The 22,690-nt window shown below is 30.3% G+C and carries 16 protein-coding genes and 1 tRNA gene; 1 reads left to right on the top strand and 16 read right to left on the bottom strand.

The features are described 5' to 3' along the window. Positions 1 to 723 (bottom strand): tRNA1(Val) (adenine(37)-N6)-methyltransferase, encoded by a 723-nt coding sequence (locus LPB03_RS14870; RefSeq protein WP_065320333.1) that lies wholly within the window; start codon positions 721 to 723, stop codon positions 1 to 3. A 144-nt stretch (positions 724 to 867) separates the two neighbouring features. Between LPB03_RS14870 and LPB03_RS14865 the strand changes: the two genes are divergently transcribed. Continuing rightward, positions 868 to 1,299, top strand: coding sequence for a hypothetical protein (locus tag LPB03_RS14865; protein ID WP_065320334.1), 432 nt, complete (start codon positions 868 to 870; stop codon positions 1,297 to 1,299). Between the two features lie 241 nt (positions 1,300 to 1,540). Here the strand turns inward: LPB03_RS14865 and LPB03_RS14860 are convergent, their stop codons facing one another. The 15 genes from LPB03_RS14860 to rimM all read right to left on the bottom strand — a co-directional run bounded on the left by LPB03_RS14860 (position 1,541) and on the right by rimM (position 22,690). Further along, positions 1,541 to 3,493, bottom strand: a complete 1,953-nt coding sequence (locus LPB03_RS14860; RefSeq protein ID WP_065320335.1) for a heavy metal translocating P-type ATPase — start codon at positions 3,491 to 3,493, stop codon at positions 1,541 to 1,543. A 56-nt stretch (positions 3,494 to 3,549) separates the two neighbouring features. Then, complete coding sequence (locus LPB03_RS14855) at positions 3,550 to 3,966, bottom strand: Fur family transcriptional regulator (RefSeq protein WP_065320336.1); 417 nt, start codon at positions 3,964 to 3,966, stop codon at positions 3,550 to 3,552. A 2-nt stretch (positions 3,967 to 3,968) separates the two neighbouring features. Then, positions 3,969 to 5,162 carry an efflux RND transporter periplasmic adaptor subunit gene (locus LPB03_RS14850; RefSeq protein WP_065320337.1) on the bottom strand — a complete coding sequence of 398 codons (1,194 nt, stop codon included), beginning with the start codon at positions 5,160 to 5,162 and terminating at the stop codon, positions 3,969 to 3,971. 4 nt (positions 5,163 to 5,166) lie between these two features. Next, positions 5,167 to 9,501, bottom strand: a complete 4,335-nt coding sequence (locus LPB03_RS14845) for a CusA/CzcA family heavy metal efflux RND transporter (RefSeq protein ID WP_065320338.1) — start codon at positions 9,499 to 9,501, stop codon at positions 5,167 to 5,169. 122 nt (positions 9,502 to 9,623) lie between these two features. Then, positions 9,624 to 9,959, bottom strand: a complete 336-nt coding sequence (locus LPB03_RS14840; protein WP_231953109.1) for a DUF6660 family protein — start codon at positions 9,957 to 9,959, stop codon at positions 9,624 to 9,626. Between the two features lie 93 nt (positions 9,960 to 10,052). Beyond that, entirely contained in the window at positions 10,053 to 10,457 is a 405-nt protein-coding gene (locus tag LPB03_RS14835) for a heavy-metal-associated domain-containing protein (RefSeq protein WP_065320339.1), read from the bottom strand. Between the two features lie 32 nt (positions 10,458 to 10,489). Further along, the gene (locus tag LPB03_RS14830) at positions 10,490 to 12,256 is read right to left on the bottom strand and encodes an efflux RND transporter periplasmic adaptor subunit (RefSeq protein ID WP_065320340.1); all 1,767 of its coding nucleotides are present in this window, start codon (positions 12,254 to 12,256) and stop codon (positions 10,490 to 10,492) included. Continuing rightward, on the bottom strand, positions 12,246 to 12,740 hold the full coding sequence (locus tag LPB03_RS14825) for a DUF305 domain-containing protein (RefSeq protein WP_065320341.1): 495 nt from the start codon (positions 12,738 to 12,740) through the stop codon (positions 12,246 to 12,248). The genes LPB03_RS14830 and LPB03_RS14825 overlap by 11 nt, the downstream gene beginning before the upstream one ends. 18 nt (positions 12,741 to 12,758) lie before the next feature. Next, complete coding sequence (locus LPB03_RS14820; RefSeq protein ID WP_065320342.1) at positions 12,759 to 15,257, bottom strand: heavy metal translocating P-type ATPase; 2,499 nt, start codon at positions 15,255 to 15,257, stop codon at positions 12,759 to 12,761. Further along, on the bottom strand, positions 15,254 to 15,979 hold the full coding sequence (locus LPB03_RS14815; protein WP_065320343.1) for an acetolactate decarboxylase: 726 nt from the start codon (positions 15,977 to 15,979) through the stop codon (positions 15,254 to 15,256). Before LPB03_RS14815 ends, LPB03_RS14820 begins: the two co-directional genes overlap by 4 nt. 3 nt (positions 15,980 to 15,982) lie before the next feature. Then, the gene (locus LPB03_RS14810; RefSeq protein WP_065320344.1) at positions 15,983 to 17,218 is read right to left on the bottom strand and encodes a TolC family protein; all 1,236 of its coding nucleotides are present in this window, start codon (positions 17,216 to 17,218) and stop codon (positions 15,983 to 15,985) included. Between the two features lies 1 nt (position 17,219). After that, on the bottom strand, positions 17,220 to 20,981 hold the full coding sequence (locus LPB03_RS14805; RefSeq protein ID WP_065320345.1) for an efflux RND transporter permease subunit: 3,762 nt from the start codon (positions 20,979 to 20,981) through the stop codon (positions 17,220 to 17,222). Positions 20,982 to 21,092: 111 nt separating this feature from the next. Beyond that, complete coding sequence (locus LPB03_RS14800) at positions 21,093 to 21,527, bottom strand: HYC_CC_PP family protein (protein WP_422894383.1); 435 nt, start codon at positions 21,525 to 21,527, stop codon at positions 21,093 to 21,095. A 453-nt stretch (positions 21,528 to 21,980) separates the two neighbouring features. Continuing rightward, positions 21,981 to 22,067: transfer RNA gene (locus LPB03_RS14795), tRNA-Ser, on the bottom strand. 95 nt (positions 22,068 to 22,162) lie between these two features. After that, complete coding sequence (rimM, locus tag LPB03_RS14790) at positions 22,163 to 22,690, bottom strand: ribosome maturation factor RimM (RefSeq protein WP_065320346.1); 528 nt, start codon at positions 22,688 to 22,690, stop codon at positions 22,163 to 22,165.

The raw sequence follows: 22,690 nt of genomic DNA, 5'->3' as shown, positions 1-22,690 counted from the left end.
TTACATCTTTAAATAAAAATATTTAGTCAGATTTATATACTCTTCTGTGTATTGATGGCGCTCAATTTCTATTATTAAATGTGCTGAATTAATTGCTGTTTGATGAAAAGAAAACTCTAGCAAACTTCTTTTTATTTCAGATTTTGGATTTCCTTGAACTCGGCAAATACTATTCAAAAATAAATTTTTTTCTTTTGCTAGTTTGATAAAATTCTCTTCTTCTTTAAAAGGAATTACAATCGCAAATTTTCCATTCGAAGAAAGAATTTTTACAACACCTGTAATCAATTCTAAAAAAGATAACGAACTTGTAAAACGTGCTTTGTTTCTAGCATCATTTTCAGTTTCAAACTCATCAGTATAAAAAGGCGGATTTGTAACAATTAAATCGTACGTTTCTTCTTCATCAGCAATTTCATCTGCAAAATTTTGAAAAGTACTATTATAACAATACAAACGATCTCCCCAATCAGAATTTTCAAAATTGGCAACTGTTTGTTCGTACGCATTTTCATCAACCTCAACTCCATCAATTGTCATAGCATCAAAACGTTGTGCCATCATTAAAGCAATAATTCCTGTTCCTGTACCAATATCTAAAATTGTATCAGGGAAATTACCTGTAGCACACCAAGCACCTAGTAGCACACCATCTGTACCAACTTTCATAGCTGTTTTATCTTGTTGAATTGTAAACTCTTTAAATTGAAATGGTTTTATCATTCGTCAAAAATAACTAAATTAAAAATCTGTGAAACTGTTATGTGATTTTTTAAATAGAAATATTTTGATTTTAACATAATAAACCTACGAATTGGGTTATAATTGTTAGTTTTGTAGCTAGTTACAGTAAAATTTTACAAAAACATGAAAAAACTGATATTCATTTTTGGTCTTATATTATTTAATTCCTGCACAGCTTCAACAACAGCTGAAGAAGAAAATTTAGTTTCAGGAAAAGATAGAGTTGTAAGAATGGAATTTAATACGACATTATTGATTTTTGATGAAATTAGAATTAGTTATTTTGATTATAAAACAAATACAAATCCTCTTGTTGTTCATGAATTTTCATATGATACTGCAGGACAACCTATACCTTTAGTACTAACTTTTGAAAATTACGATTTTAGATTTATTAATGGAGAAGCTTATAGAAACAACCCTAGTACAGAAGAAATTTCTGTAAAAGTTTATGTTGATGATGAGTTAGTAATTGAGGAAGCAGAAAGAGGAGAAAATGGAGAATATGCAGAAATTAGATTCAACTACGATATTGTTTTAAAGAAAAACATTTAAAATCTGTTTTGAAGTTCAAAATATTCTAAATCTAAAGTTGATAAATTTTTATTTTTATAAATACAAATTTGGTGGCAATTAGTACAATACCAGAATTTAAAAATTAAAATATTGTAAAGAAGAGGATACCTTACAGACAAGACCAGCAAACGAGTGTTGATATAGTTCCATTCGCATTAACCTCTTCAATTACTCTAGTTTATGTTATTTTTTTAGTTTTGATTTTAAATGATATTTTATATTAATCCCACTTCATTTTTTGTAACCTAACAGCATTTAAAATAGCTAATAACGCAACACCTACATCTGCAAAAACGGCTTCCCACATTGTAGCTAAACCACCTGCTCCTAAAATTAGCACAATTACTTTTACACCAAACGCTAACCCAATATTTTGCCAAACAATTTTTCTTGTTGAGCGACCAATTTGAATCGCTTTTACAACTTTTGAAGGTTGATCTGTTTGAATAATTACATCTGCTGTTTCAATGGCAACATCGCTCCCTAAACCACCCATTGCAATACCAACATCGCTTGCAGCTAAAACTGGTGCATCATTAATCCCATCCCCAATAAAAGCAATCTTATTTTTAGGGTTTTGTTTTAGTTTTTCTACTTCGTTCAACTTATCTTCAGGTAGTAAACCACCTTTGGCTTCTTTAATATTTAATTCTGATGCTACTTTTTGAGTAATAGAATCTTTGTCGCCAGAAAGCATTATTATTTTTTTGATGCCTTTTTTATGTAATGCTACAATTGTTTCTTTGGCATCTTCTTTTAATTCATCAGCAATAACAACAAAGCCAGCAAATGTATTATCAATAGCCACTAAAACAATAGATTCTACAATAGTGTCGATTTCTTTAGAAACTTTTATATTATTATCTATCATCAATGCCTTATTTCCAACTAAAACACTTTTACTATTAACGATTCCTTTCAACCCTTTTCCTGCAATTTCAGATACTTTGGAAGCTTCAAAACCTGCACCTTCTTCCTTATATTCTAAAATAGCTTTTGCAATGGGATGTGTAGATTGCTTTTCCATAGCCATCAGATACTTCATGAACTCACTTTCTTCCCAATTAAAAGCTTTAATTTCTTTAATTTTAAAAACTCCTTTTGTTACAGTTCCAGTTTTATCCATTACCAAAATATTTATTTTAGTCATTGCATCTAAAAATGAAGCTCCTTTAAATAAAATACCATTTTTTGAAGCTGCACCCAATCCACCAAAATATCCTAAAGGAATAGAAATTACCAAAGCACAAGGACAAGAAATTACAAGAAAAATCAAAGCTCTATACAACCAATCTCTAAACACATAATCATTTACAAAAAAGTAAGGTAAAAATGTAACCCCTATTGCTAAAAACACAACAATTGGTGTATAAACCCTCGCAAATTTTCTAATAAACAATTCGGTTTTAGATTTACGAGCGGTTGCATTTTGAACCATATCCAGAATTCTAGAAATAGAACTGTCTTTAAATTCTTTTGTAGTTTCAATTTCGATAACACCATCTATATTAATGCTTCCTGCAAATACTTTTTCTCCTTTTGTAATTGTATTTGGCTTGCTTTCACCAGTTAAAGCTGCTGTATTGAAAGACCCTTTTTCTGATAATAAAATGCCATCTAAAGGAATTTTCTCACCAACTCGAACTTTTACTTTTTCTCCAATTTCTACTGTTTCAGGATTTACCGATTTATAATCCTTATTTCGATATACTAAAGCTTCATTTGGGCGAACATCGAGTAACGCTTTAATATTACCTTTTGCTCTATTTACTGCTGCATTTTGAAACAGTTCTCCAACTGCATAGAACAACATTACTGCAACTCCTTCTGGATATTCTCCAATTACAAATGCTCCTATAGTTGCAATAGACATTAAAAAAAACTCTGTAAAAACATCGCCTTTTATAATACTTTCCCAACCTTCTTTTACTACAGGTAATCCAACAGGTATATAGGCAACACCATACCAAACAATGCGAATCCAATCTTTAAAAAATTCAGTATTAAAATAATCTAATACGATACCAATAATTAGCATTATAAAACTTATAATTGCTGGAACATACGCTTTAAAATTGTTAGCTTGATCACCATGATTGTGACCATCATTATGAGAATGTTCTGCTTCTGAACTTGGTTTTAAATCTTTTAAATTGATTTTCTTTTTTTTCATAGTTAAATTATTTATAATTCAAAGTTATTATATTACTGTCTGCAATGGAAATGCATTTATAACCCACTACATTTATCACAAACACCTTTTACGACCAAATTTATGTCTTCAGAAATAAAACCATTTGGCACTTTTATTTGTGGAATTTTATGTTCTGTTAAACAGATGGTCTCGTTACAATTGTTACAATGAAAATGTAAGTGTAAATCAGTTTCAATTTCACAGTTACATCCTTTTTCACATAATGCATATTTTGTAATTCCTGTTCCATCATCAATTTGATGCACTATTGCTTTTTGTTCAAAAGTTTTTATAGTTCTATAAAGTGTTGTTCTTTCTGCTTTTTCAAAAGCATTTTCTATATCACTTAGTGTTACAGCCACTTCTTTTTCTGCAAGAAACATATAAATAAGCAAACGCATTGCTGTTACACGTATATTTTTTGACTCTAATAATTGTTCTACTGTTATCATGACTAATGTTTGTGTTCTGCTTCTCCTTTTTTCATTTCAGCAGTTAAATAATAGGCATTATTATAGGCGAATTTTGTGTTTTTTTCTAATTTTTCAACAAATTGAACTGCTACCCAATTACCATCTTTTGCACCCACAAACACTTCAACAGGAGTAAAACTCCAATCTTCGTTTTCTTTTTTGACCGTAAATACATAAAACCTATTGCCTTCTTTTATAATCGCACTTTCTGGCAATGCTTTTTTTTCAGCATTATCAACTTGAATTCTTCCTTTTATATACATTCCTGGAATTAAATTTCCTTTTTTGTTTTCAATTTCAGCGTGAACGTGAAGTGCTTTTGGATTATCTTCAAAAGTTTTACTTACCGAATAAATTTCAGCGGAAAATTCTTCATCTGAATTAGATTGTAGATTGAACATCACCTTTTGCCCTTTTTTAACCTTATAAACGTCTTTTTCAAATACCATTAAATCTGCGTGAACGTGATGTGTGTTTACAATTTCAAAAAGTTCGGTTTGCGGTTCTACATATTGTCCTGTCTTAACTTCAACTTTTTGCACAAAGCCTTCTATTGGACTACACAATGAAATCCTTTGGGCAATTGACCCTTTTTTCAATAAGGATGTATTGATATTTAATAGTTTTAGCTGTGCTTCTAATCCGTTTACCATTGCCTTTGAGACATCATATTCTGCTTCAGATTTTTGAAAATTTGCTCCAGAACCAACACCTGCATCATATAGTTTTTTTTGACGTTCGTAATTTTTCCTTAAAAAATTACTATTGCTAAAAGCGTTCAAATAATCAGTTTGCATTTTTATAATATTTGGATGTGATAAATACGCTACTACCTGACCTTTATTAACTTTATCGCCTTCAATAACATTTATAGAAATTACATTTGCACCCACTACAGGCGTAATTGTTGCTTCGTTTTGTGGTGGCACTTCTAAAGTTCCATTGGCTTCTACATAACCACTCATATTTCGAAATGTTAAAGTGTCTATTTTCATCTGCAAAGCATCAAACTGTTTTTGCGTAAGCATAACTTCTTTGGCGTCCTTGTAATTAACCTCTAATTCTTTATCAATTGAATTATTACTATCTGCTATTTTCTTATCACCATTAACACAAGATGTTAACACAATGGATAGTAAGATTATTGTTAGAATATTATAGGATATTTTTTTCATTTTCTTATTGATTAAAATATTGTAGTTGAAATGTACTTTCTAAATAATTTATGAATGCTTCTTGAGCTTCTAATTCAGATTGAATTGCTTCTTTTATCAATTGTGTAAAAGTTGTATAATCTATTTCACCTTCTTTGTAGGCAAATAAAGCTCCTACTTTTTGTTCTTTTACAAGTGGTAAAACTTCATTTTTAAAAAATAGCCAAGAAGTTTTCCATTTTTGATGATTTTTATTAGCCTGAATAAATTTGGATTGTACTTCTTGTTTTTTAAATTGAATATTAGCCTTAGCAATTTCAGTATCTATTTTTGCTGTTTTAATTTTTGCTTTATGTATACCAGATAAAAAAGGAATTGAAACACCTGCTTGATAGGTATAAAAACCTGAATTACCATTCAATTTTTGAAAACCACCCTGAAGATTTAACTTGGGTAAATTATCTGCTTTTGCACTTTTGTAAATTGCTTCTTTTTCAGTTACCTGCAATTCTGCCATATTATAAAGTGGATGTTTCTCTGCGTTAAAGGAATCGACATTTATTTCTACATCAGTTTTAATTTTATCAGGAACCGTAAATAAAGTATCAGAAACGAACCATAGATTTAGCTTTTGCAAAGCAATATCATACTCGCTTTTTGAATGCATAAATTTATTGCGAATCTGTAAGGCTTGATTTTTAGCTGCTGAATATTCTAATTTTGAAATAGCTTCTACTTCATAATTTAATGCCACAGCTTTTTCAAAATTGATGTAAATAGAATCTAATTCTTTGTACAAGTTGTAATTTCTTTTACTATGTAAGGCATTTATCCAAGCTTTTTTCACTTCTAATTCTAAAGCTAATTCTGATAATTGGTATACTTTTTGAGCCAATTGGATACGTTGATTTTGTAATCCTCTTTTTGAAGAAGCACCAAATATATCAATGTTGTTTTGGCCAATACCTATAACTGTATAAATTCCATTACCATTTTTAATTTCTTCACCTCCAGTAAAAATTTGAGTTGTACCAAAATTGTAAGTTGTACTTTTTAGCTGCTCTTGTTTGTTGATTTCTAACTGCTTTTGTTTTAATAATGGATAATTTTCTTTTGATAATTTTACAGCTTCCTTCATTGAAATAACTGGCAACGTATCATTAATTTCCTGTGCGTTTCCAGTTGATGGTAAGAAAAATATAAAAACCACTATTGCTGTAACTGTAATTATTTTTTTATTTGCTCTCAAGTTGAATGATTTGTTTTCTACCCAATGATATAAAATTGGTAAAACGAATAGTGTTAATAATGTAGACGTTAATAAACCACCAATTACAACTGTTGCTAAAGGTTGTTGTACTTCTGCACCAGCTGATGCCGAAATTGCCATTGGTAAAAAACCTAAAACGTCTGTAAATGCAGTTAACATAATAGGTCTAATTCTACGTTTTGTACCTTCTATAATTCTATCTTTAAGATTGATAACTCCTTCTTCTTTTAATTCATTCAATCCACTAATCATTACCAATCCGTTTAAAACTGCAACACCAAATAAAACAATAAAACCAACACCTGCAGAAATACTAAAAGGCATATCTCTTAACCATAATGCAATAACACCACCAATAGTTGCCATTGGAATTGCGATGTAAATCATTAAAGTTTGTGGTAACGATTTTAAAGCAAAATATATGAGTACAAAAATTAGTAATAATGCGATTGGTACAACTGTTAGTAAACGATTACTGGCACGTTCTAAGTTTTCAAAAGCACCACCATAACGTATAAAATAACCTGTTGGTAATTCTAATTGCGCATTTAACTTCGATTTTATTTCCATTACCAAAGATTTTACATCACGTCCTCTAACATTAATACCAACATAAGTTCTTCTGTTTGTATTATCTCTACTTATTTGCATTGGCCCAGCTTTATAACTTACATCTGCAATTTCATTTAGTGGTATTTGTGCACCAGAAGGTAAATTGATAAATAAATTCTGAACATCAGTAATATCTGTACGATTTGCAGCATCTAATCTTACCACCAAATCAAATCTTTTTTCTCCTTCAAAAATTATCCCAGCTTTACCGCCTGCAAAAGCAGATTGCACCAATTGATTCATCTTATTTATTTGAAGGCCATATTGAGCTAATTTATTTCTATTATACGTTATGGTAATTTGCGGTAAACCAGTTGTAGCTTCAGATTTCATATCTCCAATACCTTCTGTTCCTGCAATAATTTTAGAAATTTCATCTGCTTTTTGAGATAATACATTTATATCTTCCCCATAAATTTTTATAGCAATATCTTCTCGAACACCTTCTAATAATTCATTAAAACGCATTTCAATAGGTTGCGTAAATTCATAATTAACACCTGGAATTATTTCAACTGCTTCTTTCATTTGCTCAATAAGCTCGTCTTTAGAAGCTACAGTAGTCCACTCGCTTTTTGGTTTTAGAATCACAAAAATATCTGCAATATCCATAGGCATTGGGTCTGTTGGTATTTCTGCAACACCAATTCGACTTACAATATTTTCAACTTCTGGAAATTCTGCTTTTACAATTTGCTCAATTTTTGTAGTTGTTTCAATAGTTTCAGTTAATGAACTACCTGGTTTTAAAATGGCGTGAAATGCAATATCACCTTCATCAAGCTGTGGTATAAATTCGCCACCCATTCTTGTAAACATAAAAACTGTAATACCAAATAAAACAACTGAAAGACTAATTATTAATTTTCCTTTTTTTAAAGCTTTTTCCAATAAAGGTTGGTATTTGCATTCTACCCAATGCACAAATTTATCTCCATAAGATTTTTTGTCGGATTTTGGTGCTCTTAAGATCAATGCAGACATCATTGGTACATACGTTAAACAAAGAACCATAGCACCAATCATTGCAAAAATAAATGTTAATGCCATTGGTTTGAACATTTTACCTTCAATACCTTCTAATGCTAATATTGGTAGAAATACAATTAAAATAATTAGCTGACCAAAAAAGGCAGCATTCATCATTTTTTTTGAGGCATCTGCTGCAACATCATCTCTTTCTTTAGATGTTAATTTCCTTTTCTTTAATACTTTTGATGCGATAAGAAAAACTGTGCTTTCTACAATAATTACTGCACCATCTACAATAATACCAAAATCTATTGCCCCTAAACTCATTAGGTTTGCCCAAACATCAAAAACATTCATCAATATAAAAGCAAATAATAATGATAATGGAATAGTAGATGCCACTATTAAACCACCTCGCCAATTTCCTAACAAGAAAATAAGAACAAAAATTACTATTAATGCACCTTCAATAAGATTTGTTGCTACAGTTGATGTCGTTTCTGCTATTAATTTACTTCGGTCTAATAAAGGTTCAAATGTTACACCTTCTGGTAAAGATTTTTCAATTTGAGCTATTCTTTCTTTAACATTCTCTATAACATCATTAGAGTTTGCTCCTTTAAGCATCATTACTACACCTCCTACAACTTCGCCTTCGCCATCTTTTGTTACTGCTCCATAACGAGTTGCAGAACCAAATTGTACTTTGGCAATGTCGCCAATAGTAATGGGAATATTATTTGTATTTTTTATTGTTATTTTTTTTATATCGTCTAAAGTTCGAACCAAACCTTCACCACGAATAAAATTAGCTTGATGATTTTTTTCGATATAGGCACCTCCAGTATTTTGGTTATTATTTTCAAGCGCTTCAAAAATATCGGTTATTGTTATTCCGATTGCTCGCAATTCGTTTGGGTCAACAGCAACTTCATACTGCTTAATTTTTCCACCAATGGCATTTACTTCCACAACACCTTCTACCATTGCCATTTGACGTTGTACAATCCAATCTTGCATGGTACGTAAATCAGTAATCGAATATTTATCTTTATATGCTGGTTGTACTTTTAATGTATATTGATATATTTCTCCTAAACCAGATGAAATAGGCCCTATTGAAGGTTCTCCAAAACCAGTAGGAATTTGTTCTTTAATGTCGTTCAATTTTTCAGCAACTAATTGACGAGGCAAATATGTACCCATATCATCATCAAAAACTATGGTAACCACAGATAATCCAAAACGAGAAATTGAACGAATTTCTTGAACATTGGGTAAATTACTCATTGCAATTTCTACTGGATATGTTATAATTTGCTCAATATCTTCTGTTCCTAAATTGGGTGCTTGTGTAATGACTTGTACTTGGTTGTTGGTAATATCTGGAACAGCATCAATTGGTACTTGGGTAGCACTCCATATTCCTGCTCCAATAATGGTAAGCGTTAACAAACCAATGATAAATTTATTATTGATTGAAAAATCAATGATTTTATTAATCATAGAAAATGTATTAATTCAGTTAAACTTCTCGATACTATTCTGATATTAAAATAGAATTACACGAAACTTTTAGAACTTTTTAGGTTCTAAATTGGATACAGTTATCCTTAAAAAAAACTGAATTATGCCTTTGGAGGCTGTAAAATAGAAGTGGTAAAATCTTTTTCTATACCATTTTGATAGAAAAAATCTTGCGTTGAAATGTAAGATGTATTAAATTTAACATCTACAAATTTAAAAGTCATTGTACTTATATGACAACATTGACAGATACAAAAAGGAGAGCATAAATCTAAATCTTGATGCTGATGATCATTGTCAACTATTTGTGAAATTTCTGTTTTAACATCATTATTAAATACTCCAGCTTCATAATCTTCGCAAGGTGCTAAATTAAGAGTGAATATATATAGAGATAATATGAATGCTAAAAATTTCATTACAGCAAAGATATACATTAATTAATGCAATGGTTGTGCAAATAAGAATTCATGCTTTGTAATTCTAAGAAGAAGTACTTTTTAAAAGTACTTCTTCTCTTTATATTTTAATTATTTAGATTGATTCATTTCCATACTATGATCATATTTACAACAACCAGGTAAACCCTCATAAGCATCTAAATCTCCTTTTACTTTATCTGTATCATAACCAGAAGCTGCAATCGCTTTATGAATTACGATGGCATCTGTTTTAGCTTCATCAAAAGAGACCTCAATTTTCTTTTTATCAACATCCCAAGTTGCAGTTGCTACACCTTCAACATTATTTGCTGCTTTTTCTATGGTAGTTTTACACATACCACAATTACCTCTTACTCCAAAAGACACATTTGTCATGGCAGTTTCATTTGATATTTCTGTATTAGTTGTATTTGAATCTTTTTTTGTTTCATTTTTACAACTTGATAAACCTAAAGCTGCAATTACAGATACACTTAAAATTATTTTTTTCATTTTTAAAAATTTAATTATTAATTGATTTTTTGTTATTCTATTATTTGTTTTACTTCTCCACAGGTTAACATCGCTTCACCAAAATATGGATTAATCACTTTTTCTTCTTTACTTAACCAATATGCTCCTTGATTGCTATTTGCCATAGGACAAAATTCTACATACACTTTTTTATTGATTCCAAATATTTGAATTGCATTTATCAAATTTGAAGAAAGTTCTTTAAAATGATTTCTTTGTATTATAATATCTGCTGTTTTAGAAATTGCATTAGTAGTAGATTTAATATCTTTTTGCAAAGTCATCCAGTGGCTATGAGCATCATTTTCTTTCAGGAGTTTCATATCTACTTTAGATAAATTTTGCAACAAATTCTTTGATGCCATTATTACTTTATCAGTTTTCTCATCTACTAAATTATCTTTCATTTCTATATAATCATTAAAGACTATTTTTAGTTGATTTTGAAATACATTGGATACTTTTATTCTTGCTGTTACTCTAGAGTTATTTTTTACAGTAACTGTATTTTCCTGCATTCCTAAATGATTTTCGTGACCTGTTATTACTTTGCCACCTTTTCTATTCATCATAGACTTTTTACCTTGTAGCTGTGCAGCAGCATCTATTGTAAAAGTTCCATTAGTAACTATGATTTCTCCATTTTTTAAACCAGAAATCACTTCATAGTTGTTCCCAATTTTATTGCCTAATGTAATTATACGCATTTCAAAAACAGATTCATTTTCATTTGGTTTTACATATACAACAGAACGTTTTCCTGTCCATAAAACTGCTGATGATGGAATAGAAACAACCTCTTCTTTGTTAGAATTGATCCCTTTAATTTTCCCTTGAACAAACATTCCTGGTTTAAATTCACCGTTTTTATTATCAAGTACAACTCTTAATTTTACAGTTCTTGTTTTGGTATCTAAAACTGGGTCTATAAAATCTACTTTTGCCTTAATTTCTTTGTTGGAATTTGTAGTTATAGAAATTTCTTGCCCTTTTTTAAATAAATCAATCTGATTTTCATACACATCAAAATTTGCCCAAACTGTATGTAAGTTTGCTATTTTAAACAATGGTTGCCCTTGTTTAATAGATGCTCCTTCTGTTACAAATTTTTCTACAACTGTACCAGAAACAGTTGCATATACAGGAAATTTTTCTTTCACTTTACCTGAATTTTCAATTTGATTAATTTGAGTTTCTGAAAGTTTCCATAATTTTAATTTACTACGAACTGCTTTGTATAATTTAGGTTGCGATTCTTTTAAGGATGCTGCAGTTATTAATTCTTGTTGTGCAGCAAATAATTCTGGTGAATAAATTGTTGCCAATAATTGTCCTTTTCTAATATTTTCTCCTGTAGAATTAATATTTAAACGTTCTATTCTTCCAGAAAAATAACTGACTTGCACAGCATTTTCTTCTTCATTTTCTACAACTTTTCCTGATAATAAAATGGCATTACCTTCTGTTTGAATATTACCAACGATAGAAGTTTGAATATTAGCCAACGCTATTGCATTTTCTGTCAATTTAAATTGGTCTGCCATTAAACCCTCAGCACTATTTTCTGCAGGAATTAAATCCATACCACAAATAGGACAATCACCAGGTTCTGATTTCATAATTTGTGGATGCATAGAGCAGGTCCACAATTGATTTTTTTCAGCTATTTCAGAATGATTATGTGTTGTATTATCAGAAGAATTTCCAAAGAAAAAATAGCCTAATAATAACCCAAAAACAAGTATTCCTAAATAGATTACTATATTTTTATTTTTCATTTTCTAATCGTTTTATCATCGCTTTCATTTCTTCGATTTCTTTTTTCTGTGCTTTAATAATATCGTCTGCTAATTTTCTAACATCTGGATCTTGAATATCTGCACGTTCACTCGTTAAGATTGCAATTGAATGGTGTGGAATCATTGCTCTCATCCAAAGAACATCATCAACTGTAGATTTTTGGTCACGTACTAACCCTAAAGCACCTAAAAAAAGCACCAAGCTACCTAGTAAAATAGCTATGTTTTTCTTTTTATTTTTATACATATTTCGCATAAAAAACCACATTATTACTGCCATTGTAGAAATACCTAAACAAGACATATAAAAACGAGTCAAGCTAAAATAAACGTGGTCGAATTCATACGTATTTAAGTACATTGTAATATACATTGCTATAAAAGATAGCCCTAACATTAGAAAAAATTTTGTGTAATTGCTCATTCCTTTTTGTTTGTTTGAATCTTGATTTGAATTTTCCATTTGATTTTAATTTTATAGTTAAACTTTAATTGTTCTTAATCTTAATGCGTTTGTAATTACAGAAACCGAGCTAAAGCTCATTGCTAATGCTGCAATCATTGGTGATAATAATATTCCGAAAAAAGGGAATAAAATACCTGCTGCAATTGGCACACCTAACGTATTGTAAATTAGTGCAAAAAATAAATTTTGTTTGATGTTTCTCATAACCCCAACACTTAAATTTCTTGCTTTTACAATTCCATGTAAATCTCCTTTTACCAAAGTTATCATTGCACTTTCAATAGCAACATCTGTTCCTGTTCCCATTGCAATACCAACATCACTTTTAGCTAAAGCTGGTGCATCGTTAATTCCATCTCCTGCCATTGCAACAACATTTCCTTTTTCTTGTAATTTTTCTACTTCTTTCAATTTATCTTCTGGTAACATACTTGCTTTAAAATCTGCCAAATTTAATTCTGTAGCTACTGCTTTTGCTGTATTGTAATTATCTCCAGTTAACATAATTACAGCAATGCCCATTTCTTGTAATTTCTTAATTGCTTTTGCGCTAGTGTCTTTAATTTTATCACCAATAACAACATAACCAATTACAATTTTGTCTATTGATACATAAGAAACTGTTTTTCCTTGTTTTTGATAAGAAACTGCTTCTTTTTCCATTTCTGATGAAATTTTTGCATTTGCGTATTCCATCATTTTTGGATTTCCTAAGGATACTTTTTTATCATTAATAACAGCTTCAACTCCTTTACCAGTAAACGCAGAAAAAGAATTGGATTTTATAATTTCAGCATTTTGCTCTTTTCCATACTTTACAGTAGCTTCTGCTAAAGGATGTTCGCTATTTGTGTTTAATGAAACAATATAATTTAAAACTTCATTTTCAGTATAATTTTCATCGAAAACACCTACTTTTTCTACGGTTGGTTTTCCTTCAGTTATAGTTCCTGTTTTATCAACAATTAGCGTATCTACTGTATTCATTTTCTCTAAAGCTTCCGCATTTTTAATTAGTACTCCATTTTGAGCACCTTTACCAACACCAACCATTACAGACATTGGAGTTGCCAATCCTAAAGCACAAGGACAAGCAATAATTAAAACTGCAATTGCATTTACTAAAGCATATACATAAGCTGGTTCTGGACCCCAAATTGCCCAAACTATAAATGTGATTAAAGAAATTAAAACTACAACTGGAACAAAATAACCAGAAACTGTATCTGCTAATTTTTGAATAGGTGCACGACTTTTACTGGCGTCATTTACCATATGAATAATTTGAGAAAGCAATGTATCACTACCCACTTTTTTTGCTTCCATTAAAAAAGACTGATTCCCATTTATAGTTCCACTACTTATTTTATCTCCTTCAGATTTGTTTACAGGAATTGGTTCTCCTGTAATCATAGATTCGTCTACAGTTGTTTCGCCTTCTGTAATTGTACCATCAACAGGAATTTTATCTCCTGGTTTTACTTTTAAAATATCATTCAATTCTATTTTATCAATAGATACCTCAACTTCTTCTCCATCTACTATTTTGGTAGCTTTATTAGGTGCTAATTTTAGCAGTTCTTTTACAGCTGAATTTGTCTTGCTATGTGCACGAGCTTCTAATAATTGCCCCATTAACACCAGCGTTAAAATTACAGTTGCTGCTTCAAAATAAACGTGTACTGCACCAAATTCTGTTTTAAATTGACTTGGAAAAACGTCAGGAAAAAGCATTCCGAAAACACTAAATAGCCAAGAAACTCCTGCTCCAATACCAATTAGTGTAAACATATTTAGATTCCATGTTTTTATACTTTTATAAGCACGTTCAAAAAACATCCAAGTCGCATAAAATACTACAGGAATTGATAATGCAAACTGAACCCAATTCCAGTTCTTCTGTTCTAAAATATCGTATAATGGATTGTTAGAAAGCATTTCACTCATTGCAATTAAAAAAATAGGTAATGTAAACGCAACTGCAATCCAAAACTTTTTAGATAGCTTTTTATAGGTTTTTTCTTCTGCAGAACTATCTGCTTCCATTGGCACTAAATCCATTCCACAAATTGGGCAATCTCCAGCTTCATCTTTTACAACTTCTGGATGCATTGGGCACGTCCATTGTTCTGGATTTGTAATTGCTAGATTTTGCTCTTCTACTAAATCCATACCACATACAGGACAATCTCCAGGTTTGTTATACGTCTTTTCGCCTTCACAATGCATTGGACAATAAAAAACACCTGTCCCTTTTCCTTTAGGTGTTTGTTTTTTTTCTTCTTTTATATGTTGATGATCTCCAGGTTTATAAATACTATAGCTACCTCCATCTTTTTTTAGAGCTTCTTGAAAGGTTTCTATTTTAATATGAGCATCCATTTCTATAGTTGCTTCAGCTTTTTCTAAATTAACAGATGCTTTTGAAACACCTTCAACATTAGAAAGTGTTTTTTCTACATGGCTTCTGCAACCATTGCAAGTCATCCCTTTTATTTGGTATGTATGTTTCATTGTTTAGGTAGTTTTAATGTAATTGTTTTAGCTAATTTTAAATCATCAATATGACCAGCGATATTACTATCGTTTGTTTTAAAATGCATATGAATATTAGTAGTGTGATGTGTAAAAACCGCTTTATGTTTTGTAGAATGGAAGCCTATAATTTGTACTTCTGTATTATTTAAACTTCCATTTAATCCAGATTCTTTATGCTTTTGATGATTGTGAATAGTATCTCCATCTTTCCAATTGATAACGTGCCAATCTAAAGACTCAATTTTTCCTTCTAATAAAAAAGGAAAAGGTTTTTCAGTATCAATTCCATTAGTTTTTGCCATTTTAAAGATGGCTGATTCTAAATCCTTTTTATTTGTAAATTTCTCAATACTATAACTCTTCCATTCTTCAACTTCAGCATATACCAATAGAGCAGCCTTTAGATTAAATGATTCATCTATTAGTAAACTACTATCTAATACAAAAGAGTTAGTTGGTTTGCTATTGAATATTTGTATTTCACCTTTTAGGTTTTCTACAGCCCCAAGTGCATAAAAATTCTTTTTCTTAGAAAGGCTATCTAAACTTACTGTAGCTTTTAAGTTGCCAGACATCATTGTTTTTAAAGCACCTGTATAGTTAACTTCTATATTTTTAACTTTGTTATCCTTTGATTGACAGGAAATAATTGTTAACACAAAAATTATTGATACTATTGTATTTTTTAGTTTATTCATAATTTAATTGGTTAGATAATTAATAATTGTAGTTTGGATAAAATAGGATTTAATAGATTCAATTTGATTCATTTCAAACTTTAATTGTAACTCCTGAATGTCTAATACATCGTTAAAATCAATTGTTCCTGTTTCATAATTTTTAATAAGAATTTCTTCTGCATTTTTTGCTTGTTTTACGTTTTTAGTTTGAGTTTTATAACTTATTCTGGCAGCAATACGTTCGTTTATTGCTTTATCTAAAAAAGTTTCTAATGTATTTTTTCGTTCTTGTTTTTGTGCTAAAATTTCTTGTTGTTGTAAGCTGTTTTGTTTGGTTTTTGATTTATAACTATTGTTAAAAATTGGTATTGATACTGTTACCATTGGCATTAAAATATCTTTACCATTATCACTAAAATTCATATTAGGTCGTTCAACAACATTTATATAATCCAATCCAAAACCAATCATTGGAGCATTCTCTTTTTTATTTAATAATTCTGATGTTTCTATAGATTGATACAATTTATCGTACTTTAATAATTCTGGATGTACCTCTAAAGTATTAGTGTTCATCTCAAAGTCTTCAGAAGGAAAATTCAAATCACTTAAAATATTTATAGAAATCGATTTATCACGATTCAATAACTTATTGAAGGTAGTTTTTTCAGTTAAATATTGTTGATTTAAAATTGCCAATAATTGTTCCATTTCATTTTGACGCATTTGCAATCGTAAAACATCTACAGCAGATGCTTTGCCAACTTCAACAGATGTTAACGCTAATGTTTCATAGGTTTCAAGTAATTTTATATTTTCTTCTAGAACTTTTTGTTTTGCGGCATTCGCATACAAATTATAATACGATTGTGAAACAGAAGTTATCAGTTTACGTTTAGCAATAACAATATCTTCATATGTAGCATCTGCCAAAGAAGAAATGTAATTTTCTTTTGAAGTAATGGTTCCAAACCAAGGCAACATTTGTTTTACAGATAGTTTAAAACGTTGTGCACCTGTTCTTGTTTCTGGTTCGCTTACAAAATAGCTTGCACCAAATTCAGTATTTGGGAGCGTTTTTACTCCGTTTACTTTTTCGGAAGCAATATTATATTGTAATTCAAATTTTTGAATTTCTGGATTGTTTGCCATTGCTTGTTTCAAATAGCTTTGCAGTTCTTGACTTTGACTTTTTATAACAAAAAAGAGCGTACAAAAAATAAAGGTTTTTCTAAATAGTTTATGTATATTTTTCATGTTAATCTGCAATTTGTCTTGATTCTTGATTCTCTTTTTTTGCTAATCTTTTCAATTTTATTTCTTCTCTCCAACTAAACAATACAGGCACAATAAAATAAGAGGTAATATCAATGACCATTCCTCCAAAAATTGGAATTGCCATAGGAATCATAATATCGCTTCCTTTTCCTGTGGATGTTAATACTGGTAACAACGCTAAAATGGTGGTTACTGTTGTCATTAAACAAGGACGAATTCTTTTCTCAGCTGCTTGTAAAGAAGCTATTCTAATACTTTTTTTATCAGCAGGTTTTTCACGTTCAAATGTTTGCGTTAAATAGGTTGCCATTACAACACCATCATCTGTTGCAATACCAAATAGCGCAATAAAACCTACCCAAACAGCCACACTTAAATTAATGGTTTTCATATTGAAGAGGTCTCTCATATTCTCACCAAAAAAGCTAAAATTGAAAAACCAATCTTGACCATACAACCAAATCATAATAAAACCACCTGCAAAAGCAACTGTAATTCCTGTAAAAACCATTAGTGATGTAGAAACCGATTTAAACTGAAAATATAAAATCAAGAAAATAATTGCCAATGCTAAAGGAACAACCACAGATAACGTTTTTTCTGCTCTCAATTGATTTTCATAGGTTCCAGTAAATTTATAGCTGATTCCTTTTGGAACAATTAATTCACCAGAATCTATTTTTTCTTTAAATAATGCTTGTGCATTTTCAACAACATCAACTTCTGCAAAACCATCTAATTTATCAAACAAAACATAACCTACTAAAAAAGTATCTTCACTTTTTATAACTTGTGGCCCTTGTTCGTATCTAATGGTTGCTAATTCACTTAAAGGAACAGGATTTCCTGTTGAAACAGGAATATAAATATCTTTTATTGATTCAGGATTATTACGTAATTCCCTTGGATAACGCACTCGAATTCCATAACGTTCTCTTCCTTCTACAGTTTGTGTTAATTGCATGCCACCAACAGCAACCTTTAAAACATTCTGTACATCTTCAATAGAAATTCCATAACGTGCTATTTTTTCTCTATCAATATCAATTAGTAAATAAGGTTTACCAACAATTCTATCAGCAAAAACAGCTTCCACTTTAACACCTTCTGCTTGTTTTAAAAAGTTCTCTAATTGCAAACCAAACGTTTCAATTTGTTTTAAATCTTGTCCTTTTACTTTTATTCCCATTGGTGCACGCATTCCAGTTTGTAGCATGACCAATCTTGTTTCAATCGGTTGTAATTTTGGGGCAGAAGTAACACCTGGTAGTTTGGTAACTTTTACAATTTCATTCCAAATATCATCTGGAGAATTAATTTCTGGTCGCCAATTACGATAGAATTCGCCATCATTATTTTCAATAAGTTGGTCGTGTTCAAGTTTCGTGAAACGTGCATTTTCTGAATTATTTGGGTTTTTAATAAATTGTCCATTTTTTAGTTCAAAAGCACCTTCATTATTTATTTTATAACGTTGCCTTTTTCCTTCTGAATTACGCATGTATTCAGATTTATACTGAATCATATTTTCGTACATAGATAAAGGTGCAGGATCTAAAGCAGATTCGGTTCTGCCTGCTTTACCAACCACCGTTTCAATTTCTGGAATGGTAGCTACTGCCATATCCAATTGTTGTAAAACTCGTTTATTTTCTTCGATACCAGAATGTGGCAATGATGTTGGCATTAATAAGAATGAGCCTTCATTTAAAGAGGGCATAAATTCTTTACCTGTGTTATTTAAAATCCAACCTCCAGAAATAAGAACTGTTACAGGAATTATTAAAAACAAGAGTTTATTTGCTAAAGCCCATTTTAAAATTTGCCCATAATACCTTCTAAAAACAGAGAATATTCCTAAAATTCCGAAACAAATAATAGCTACAAAAATTAAATTGATAAAGATACTTCTGTCAAAACCTAATGGTCTCCAATATTCTGCCAGTAAAAATATAATAGCTGCACAAGAAATAATAATATTGATAAGATTACTATTTTTCTTATTCAGTTTTCCTAAAGCAACGAATAATCCATTAATTCCAAATGCAATTAAAACACTTCCTAACCAAAACCCACTCATTATAATTATTATTCCAGCAAGTATTAAGGCGATATTTAAAATATGGCTAAAAGATTTTTTAAGTGTTGTTTTTCTGAATAAATAAGCTGCAAATGGTGGAATTAAAAATAAAGCAATCACTAAAGATGCAGATAATGCCATTGTTTTGGTAAAAGCTAATGGTCTAAACAATTTTCCTTCTGCACCAATCATTGTAAATACAGGAACAAAACTGATAATAGTCGTTAAAACTGCTGTTAATATTGCTCCAGAAACTTCTGCAGTTGCGTTGTAAATTATTTCATCTGTAGTATATTTTGAACCATCTTCACGAATTTGAAGTTTTTTATCATCTAAATGACGAATCATATTTTCGGCGAGAATTACACCAACATCAACCATAGTTCCAATGGCAATTGCAATACCTGAAAGTGCCACAATATTTGCATCAACATTAAATAGTTTCATCGTAACAAAAACCATTAATACTGCAACAGGCAATAAACCAGATATTAAAATAGAAGCTCGAAGATTAAAAACCATTACAATAATTACTAAAATGGTAATTAGAATTTCTAATGTTAGCGCTTCATTTAAGGTGTCTAATGTTTCGTGAATTAGTTCTGTTCTATCATAAAAAGGAACAATTGTTAGTTGTGATATTCTCCCATCAGCCAACACTTTCGTTGGTAAACCTCCTTTTAATTCTTCAATTTGAGTCTTTACGTTTGTAATAACTTCCATAGGATTTGCCCCATATCTTGCAACTACAACACCACCCACAACCTCAGCACCTTCTTTATCTAAAATGCCTCTTCTTGTTGCTGGTCCTAAAGAAACTTTACCAATGTCTTTTATTTTGATGGCTGTAAAATCTTCGGAAGTAACAACAGCATTTTCAATATCTTCAATAGATTTTATATACCCTAATCCACGTACTAAATATTCAGCTTGATTGATTTCTAAAGTCTGTGCTCCAATATCTTGATTGCTACTTTTAACCGCTTTTACAACTTGATTTAATCCAACATTATATTGTCGCATTAATTCTGGATTCACATCTACTTGATATTCTTGCACATAACCACCAATTGAGGCAACTTCAGCAACGCCACTTGCAGAAGATAATCCGTATTTTACATAGTAGTCTTGGATGCTTCGTAATTCTTGTAAATCCCAACCACCTGTAACATTTCCTTTTTCATCACGACCTTCTAAAGTGTACCAATAAATTTGCCCTAAACCTGTTGCATCTGGTCCTAAAGCAGGATTAACGCCTTCAGGTAATAGGTTGCTTGGTAAAGAATTTAGTTTTTCTAAAATTCGACTTCTACTCCAGTAAAACTCAATATCTTCTTCAAAAATGATGTAGATACTGGAAAAACCAAACATAGAAGAACTTCTGATTGTTTTAACTCCAGGAATACCCAATAAGGAAGTGGTTAAAGGATACGTAATTTGGTCTTCGATATCTTGTGGTGAACGACCATCCCATTTTGTAAATACAATTTGCTGATTTTCGCCAATATCTGGAATAGCATCTACAGCAACAGGATTGCTTGGTAAAAAAGGAATATTCCAATTAAAAGGAGCATTTACAGTTCCCCAACCTACAAAAAGCAAGAGTAGTAAAACTGCTACGAGTTTATTTTCTATTAGAAATTTGATGCTTTTATTTAGCATTAGATTTTGATTATTAAACAGTTAGAAATTGGCATTAGAAAAACACCGAATACAACAAATAATCCTTATAACATTGCAGTTATAGGATATTTCCGTCTATTGTTTAAAAAATCAAATTAAATAAGTCTCATCAATCTTGAAGATTTCTTTTATGACGAGTGGTGGTTTGTAGGCTACAAACGAAGATACATTATTTTCTAAATTTTCAAAGCGATTAATGTATGTGTAGATGAATGAAGCTATAAATAGTTCTTGATTGAAAGAAATTTTATCAACTTGAAGTTGCATTTCATCTTGACCATCAACTAATAACTGTTCATCAGTACAACAACCTGTCTTAACTATTGAACACCCAGAAATAGTTTTTGAAGTAGTTTTTGAAGTAGTTTTTTGACTTTCCATCCCACAATTAGATGCTTTACTAAAAATAGCAGTATCAACAAGTGTATCTCCACAAAAATGTTTTGTGATAGCAAATGAAGTTGTAGAAAATAAGACTACAAACGACATTAAAACAGCTAGTATTTTATGAGAAAACTCTTTCATTTGATATACAAAAGTACAAAATTGAAATAAATAAAATTATAATAAATGTGAAATTATTTTTTGTTCGTATACTATATAAGTTTATAAATGAAATAATTAGTTGCTATTTTTCCTGAAAATCATTATTTCAATTTTTAAATTTTTCATTTAAACCTTTTATATTTCCACTAACGTTTCTATCATTTTTTATCATAATGCTGTATTTTTTCCAAAGACTTATATCCAAGCATTTTACTTAAAGAATCTATTAGAATATAAGCTGTTAATCTTATAATAGTTGCAAAAAGATGATGTGTTAATTGAAAAGATAAGTTTTTATTTATTTTGCATCAATCAGCTATTTCTTTCAAATAAGCATTCATTTTTAAAATTGTTTCTGGTTTTAGTTGATAAATAAAAAACCCTACAAACATAATATTTATAGGGTTTTGTTGTTATTTAGTGTTTCTTTCGCAGAGAGGAAGGGATTCGAACCCTCGATACAGTTACCCATATACTACCTTTCCAGGGTAGCTCTTTCGACCACTCAGACACCTCTCTTTATACTGGATTTATTTTCAGTATCTTTAAACATTCATTGAACTAAATTCAAAATAAATGTTTTAGTTTATTATTATAAAATCCTTGAAATATCTTTAAGAGATATATAACTCAATCAAACCATCAGGAGTTTCTACTTCAATAGTTTTATTTTCTCTATCCACTTTTTTGATGAATTCATCAACCATAGGAATAAAGATTTCATCTCCATCTCTATCAATTTCAAAAAGTGGTTGTGCAGCTTTATCATTAATATGAACAATTGTACCAACTTCACCAAAATTTGCATCAACAACAGTAAAACCAATTACTTCATGATAATAAAACTTATCACCAGAAAGTTTAGGCAACATTGTAGAAGGCAAATAAACACCACATTTTAAAATAGTATCTGCTTCTTCTTCAGAATATACATCTTCGAACTGAACACGCAACTGATTTCCTTTATGTAACGAACTTTTTTCAATAAAAAATGGAACCAGGTTACTGCCAAATTCGACGTAAACTGATTCCATTTCTGTGTACAATTCAGGCTCATCAGTATCTAATTTGATAACTACTTCACCCTTAAAACTATATTTCGTTACGATTTTGCCTAAATAAAAACAATCTTCTTTACGCAT

The sequence above is a fragment of the Polaribacter vadi genome (assembly GCF_001761365.1).
In the GTDB taxonomy this organism is placed as follows: Bacteria; Bacteroidota; Bacteroidia; order Flavobacteriales; family Flavobacteriaceae; genus Polaribacter; species Polaribacter vadi.
The sequence above is the reverse complement of the archived record's forward strand: the minus strand, read 5'-3'. Positions and strand labels throughout refer to the sequence as shown.